Source organism: Candidatus Sordicultor fermentans (genome assembly GCF_012728195.1).
GTDB lineage: Bacteria > Atribacterota > Atribacteria > Atribacterales > Caldatribacteriaceae > Sordicultor > Sordicultor fermentans.
Map to the genome: position 1 here is coordinate 1 of NZ_JAAYFP010000028.1, position 4,631 is coordinate 4,631.

The 4,631-nt window shown below is 40.6% G+C and carries 5 protein-coding genes; 2 read left to right on the plus strand and 3 right to left on the minus strand.

The features are described 5' to 3' along the window. Together GXZ17_RS01410 and GXZ17_RS01415 are read left to right on the plus strand one after the other, a co-directional pair. Nucleotides 1-459: winged helix-turn-helix domain-containing protein (locus tag GXZ17_RS01410; RefSeq protein ID WP_409375506.1), on the plus strand; the 459-nt coding region annotated here is incomplete at its 5' end. Further along, on the plus strand, nt 456-2,249 hold the full coding sequence (locus tag GXZ17_RS01415; RefSeq protein ID WP_409375507.1) for an ATP-binding protein: 1,794 nt from the start codon (nt 456-458) through the stop codon (nt 2,247-2,249). The genes GXZ17_RS01410 and GXZ17_RS01415, both read left to right, overlap by 4 nt. A gap of 221 nt (nt 2,250-2,470) precedes the next feature. Here the strand turns inward: GXZ17_RS01415 and GXZ17_RS01420 are convergent, their stop codons facing one another. The 3 genes from GXZ17_RS01420 to GXZ17_RS01430 are packed head-to-tail and all read right to left on the minus strand — an operon-like array spanning nt 2,471 to nt 3,817. Further along, the gene (locus tag GXZ17_RS01420) at nt 2,471-2,692 is read right to left on the minus strand and encodes a winged helix-turn-helix domain-containing protein (protein ID WP_409375508.1); all 222 of its coding nucleotides are present in this window, start codon (nt 2,690-2,692) and stop codon (nt 2,471-2,473) included. Between the two features lie 15 nt (nt 2,693-2,707). Beyond that, nucleotides 2,708-3,358, minus strand: a complete 651-nt coding sequence (locus tag GXZ17_RS01425) for a peroxiredoxin (RefSeq protein ID WP_409375509.1) — start codon at nt 3,356-3,358, stop codon at nt 2,708-2,710. Nucleotides 3,359-3,361: 3 nt separating this feature from the next. After that, a complete protein-coding gene (locus GXZ17_RS01430) occupies nt 3,362-3,817 on the minus strand; it encodes a Fur family transcriptional regulator (protein ID WP_409375510.1) in 456 nt (151 codons plus the stop codon). Nucleotides 3,818-4,631: the final 814 nt, after the last annotated feature.

Genomic DNA, 4,631 nt, shown 5'->3' on the forward strand with positions numbered 1-4,631 from the left:
ATAATTATGCTCACCGCCCGAGGGGAAGAATTTGATAAGGTGCTGGGGTTGGAACTGGGAGCTGATGACTACGTGGCTAAACCTTTCAGCCCTCGGGAGTTGGTAGCGAGGATTAAGGCTGTCCTTCGTCGCTTTAATGCCTCTTCGGGGGGAGGAAAAACGTGGGAGGCTCTTGGTCTCCGGATTGATTATGAAGCCAAAAGAGTGGAAATAAAAGGGAAGGAAATCAACCTCACTCCCAAAGAATTCGAACTACTCTGGTTTCTGGTAAACCACCCCCAGAGGGTTTACACTCGGGAACAGCTTTTAGAATATGTGTGGGGGTATGATTTTGCAGGAGATGCTCGAACTGTAGATACCCACATAAAACGTCTTCGAGAAAAATTAAGCGAAGGAGGAATTTCTTCTTCAATAAAAACGGTATGGGGATACGGTTATAAATTTGAGCCCGAACGATGAAAAAAACCCTATTTTCTAAACTTCTCCTTTCTTATCTTGCAGTGGTGGCCCTTTCCTTTTTGGTCTCCGGAATCTTAAGTTCCCAATTTTTTTCTCGCCACTACCTTGCTTCCCAAGAAAAAGAAATAGCGGAACAGGCTAAAACCATCAGCGAATTCATTTCCCAGTCTCCTCGGGAAGAAATACCGGAGATTTTACCCCGCCTGAGAAAAGGAACTCAGATTTTGCTTCTCAGCCGACAGGAACTATCCTCTCCTAATTTTCCTCTATCCGAGCCACCTCGCCCCCCCTGGGGTAGAATGGGTAGAGAGCCGCTTCCCCGAGAAATGTTAGAAAAAGTTTTTCAAGGAGAAACTGTAGTTTTTAGAGGGTTCAGCCCCCGTTTTGACCAGGCAATGTTGATAGCCGCTTCCCCGGTCTTGCAAAATGGAGAAGTTTCTTCTGTTCTTTTACTTTTATCTCCTATAGTTAATATTCAGGCTACTGTGTCTGCGGTAAGGCGTATCATCCTTATAGCCAGTGCCATCTCTTTAGTTTTTTCTCTCATTCTCTCCTATTTTTTCTCTCGCTCTCTCACTCGTCCTCTTCAGAAAATAAGCGAAGCAGCTCGAGATTTAGCTTCCGGCAATTTACAGCGGAGAATAGAAGTGCACACGGAAGATGAATTGGGACAATTAGCGCAAGATTTTAATTACCTTTCCTCCGCTTTAGAAGAAACCATTAATCACCTTCATCAGGAAAAACGGGAAACCGAAAACATACTCCTTCATATGGCAGAAGGTGTAGTAGCTATAGATGAAGAAGAGAAAATCACTTCTATTAATCCAGCCTTACTTAAAAAATTGAAGTGGGAGGGAGAAGCTCCTTTGGGACTTCATGTTGCCCAATTATTTACTCAAGTCCAGATACAGGAAATTTTCTCCCGAGCGCTAAAAGAGGGAAAAGAAGAAGCTCAAGAATTTCAAATAGAAAATGGAGACCATCTCGTTGTCCACATAACACCCTTAAAAGAGGGGGAGAAAGTATATGGAGCGGTAGGGGTTTTTCAAGATATCACCGAACTTCGCCAACTGGAAGAACTACGTCGTGATTTTTTAGCTAACGTTTCTCACGAGTTGCGCACCCCTCTTACCTCCATCCAGGGATTTGTAGAAGCAATGATGGATGGGGTAATCGGTGATGAGGAGCTAAAAAAGAAATACTTAGAAGTTATTCACCGAGAGACGCTGCGCCTTTCTCGGCTTATTCATGACCTTTTAGACCTTTCTCTCATGGAATCAAAAAAAATAGAATGGGAAGTAAATCCTTTATCCCTTCCCCAGATGATAGACCAGGTATTGCTTAAGTTAATGCCCCAGATAGAGGATAAAAAAATCCAGATAAAGAAAGATTTTCCTTCTCAGCTCCCTTTAGTTCTGGGAAATATGGATCGGATTGAGCAGGTGTTAATAAATTTACTGAGTAATGCTCTTCTTTTTTCTCCTCCGGAGAGCACCGTAGAAATAAAGGTCTGGGAAGAGGAGAAAGAAGTAGCTGTTTCTATAAAAGACCAGGGGGAAGGAATCCCCGAAAAAGATATCCCCCATCTCTTTGAGCGATTTTACCGGGTAGAAAAATCTCGTTCTCGAGAAAAAGGGGGGACAGGCCTCGGGCTGGCCATCGCCAAACAAATTATAGAAAACCACGGTGGTACAATAAAGGTGGAAAGCCAGCTCCAGGAGGGGACTGTTTTTACCTTTACTCTACCGATAGCTTCTGAATCCGGCGGAGATGACACGATAGACTCCTAACTGGTCGCAAGTTTTTTCTTTGAAAACCTTGTTTTTTAGAAGTAAGACTTTTCCTTGGCTATTCCTTGCAGACAAGATTGGAGAGACACAAGCATTCCCTGAGATAGGGAGAATTTGAGGGTGAAAAAAATTAAAGTTTTAACCTATTTGATAACTGCAGTAAACTCCCGGGAGAGAGCAGGCTATTTTCCACCCTCTCCCGGTAAAATTGACGTCTCGGTTTATTCGATAAATTGTTCTCCTTTTTCAGTAAGTTTATACTTTCCTTCTTCTTCTTTCACTAAATCGGCTTGAACCATGTCTCGAAGTCCACTTCTTACTCGGAATAGAGGTAAACCACTGGTTTTAGCTATTTCTTCAGGAGACGCTGCTCCAGATTTTAGAGCGTTGAGAATTTTCTTTCCCGATTCAGTAGGTTTTCCTTCTGGCGTTACGCAGGCCATAAAGACCCTCCTTTCTTAGACGCTTTTTTTACATAGATACCAATCTACACATTCATATCCCTCTTTTAACCGCTCTTCTGCTCCTTCTACGGTGGTGGGGGCAGGAACTATTACTTTTTCTCCCGGTTGCCAGTTAGCAGGAGTAGCCACACCGTATTTATCGGTGGTTTGTAAAGCATCGATTATTCTCAATATTTCACTGATATTTCTACCAGTAGTTAGAGGGTAATAGAGGATGGCGCGAATAACCTGGTCGGGGTCGATGATAAACACACACCGAATAGTTTCAGTTTTGCTTTCTCCGGGGTGAATCATGCCGTATTTGATAGATACTTCTTTACTAAGGTCGGCAATAATGGGGAAAGGAACTTTGACTCCGGTTTTCTCCTGAATGTTGCGAGCCCAGGCAATGTGAGAGGACACGCTATCCACGCTGAGTCCCAGGAGCTCTGCTCCTCTTTTTTGAAATTCAGGATAGGCCTGGCTAAAAGCAATAAACTCGGTAGTGCACACCGGAGTGAAGTCGGCAGGATGAGAAAATAACACCAGCCAGCTCCCTTTGAAATCTTCCAGTCTTAAGGTTCCATGAGTAGTAACAGCTTCAAAAGAGGGTGCCATCTCTCCCACTCGAGGAAAACTGATAATTTCTTCTCTTAATTCTTCCATCGTTTATACCTCCTCTTTATTTTTATCTCCGCTAGGGGAGATAATTGCTTTTTTCTGACAATCAGAGCAAAAGCCCCGAAACTCTAAAACATGGTGAGTAATGTTAAACCCGGTTTTTTGAGATACCTTTTTATCCAGTTCCGTATCTACTGGCACATCTACATCGAACACCTTTCCACAACTCTCACAGCGAAAATGGTAATGATTTTCCACTCGGGCATCATATCTACCTTCTGTTCCTCCTGTATCAATTTTCATAACTTCTTTGTTTTCGGTGAGGAGTTTCAAATTACGATATACTGTGCCCTTACTAATGCGAGGAATTTTCTGCCGCACTTTTTGGTAAACTTCATCAGCAGTGGGATGAGATTTAGTATTTTTTAGAATTTCTAAAATAGCTTCTCTTTGTTTAGTTTTCTTAATTTTATTCATTTCTTCCATTATAATAATAGTTCTCATTACTATTTACTTGAATTATACATAATGTTTAATTTTTTGTCAAATTTTTATGAGACCGTTTGTAGTTATTTTGAGGCTGTTTGAAAAATCCCTTTCTATAGTTAAAAAGTAATAAAGTCATTTCATGCATACGATGTTTTTTTCTCCTGCAAAAGGAATTTTATAAACCTTCATAGTGATAATTATTAAATGAAGGAGGCAATATATATCTCTAAGTTTTTTTAATCAGGTTTATTTCAAATAAGTTTTTACTTCCCTTTTCTATTATCCGGGGGAAAGGGAATTCAAAGCAAATGGGAATGGCTCTTTCTTTCTAAAGGTACAGAGGCAGATAAAACATCTGGTATTCTGGTATAATTCAAGACCATAGCTTGAAGCTTTTCCACCACTTTTTGGACAAAAACTTCCAGTATTTTTCTATAGGTCTCTAAGGGTTGGGCAAATAATCTGCTTAACATCTTCTTTTAAGAGAGAAGCTTTTTGAAGATAGAAGCTGTCTGGCTATTTCTGAAATAATAAAGCTTTTTGCCTCAATAGCCCTGAGATTAAAAGAACCAGTCTTCTTTAAGCTGGTTTCTTTAAATTCATCTGCAAGGTTACTTGAAATATTTCACAAAATTTTGCATAATATATAGGAATGTTAATTCGTAAATCCCCTTTGGGGTTATTTATATTCGTGAGTTGCATTTATATCCCACAGGAGGTTGTTTTTTAGAGACCTTCCAAAAGTGCCTCAAGTCAGGCCTTTGTGCTATTGACATTTGATTAAAAAGCTTATATAATAGCTATTTGTCTTTTCAGGTGTATTTAAGAC

Bases quoted from the DNA above. Each gene is read 5' to 3' on its own strand.
- GXZ17_RS01415 (WP_409375507.1), top strand. From the start codon at position 456: ATGAAAAAAACCCTATTTTCTAAACTTCTCCTTTCTTATCTTGCAGTG.
- GXZ17_RS01420 (WP_409375508.1), bottom strand. From the start codon at position 2,692: ATGGCCTGCGTAACGCCAGAAGGAAAACCTACTGAATCGGGAAAGAAA.
- GXZ17_RS01425 (WP_409375509.1), bottom strand. From the start codon at position 3,358: ATGGAAGAATTAAGAGAAGAAATTATCAGTTTTCCTCGAGTGGGAGAG.
- GXZ17_RS01430 (WP_409375510.1), bottom strand. From the start codon at position 3,817: ATGAGAACTATTATTATAATGGAAGAAATGAATAAAATTAAGAAAACT.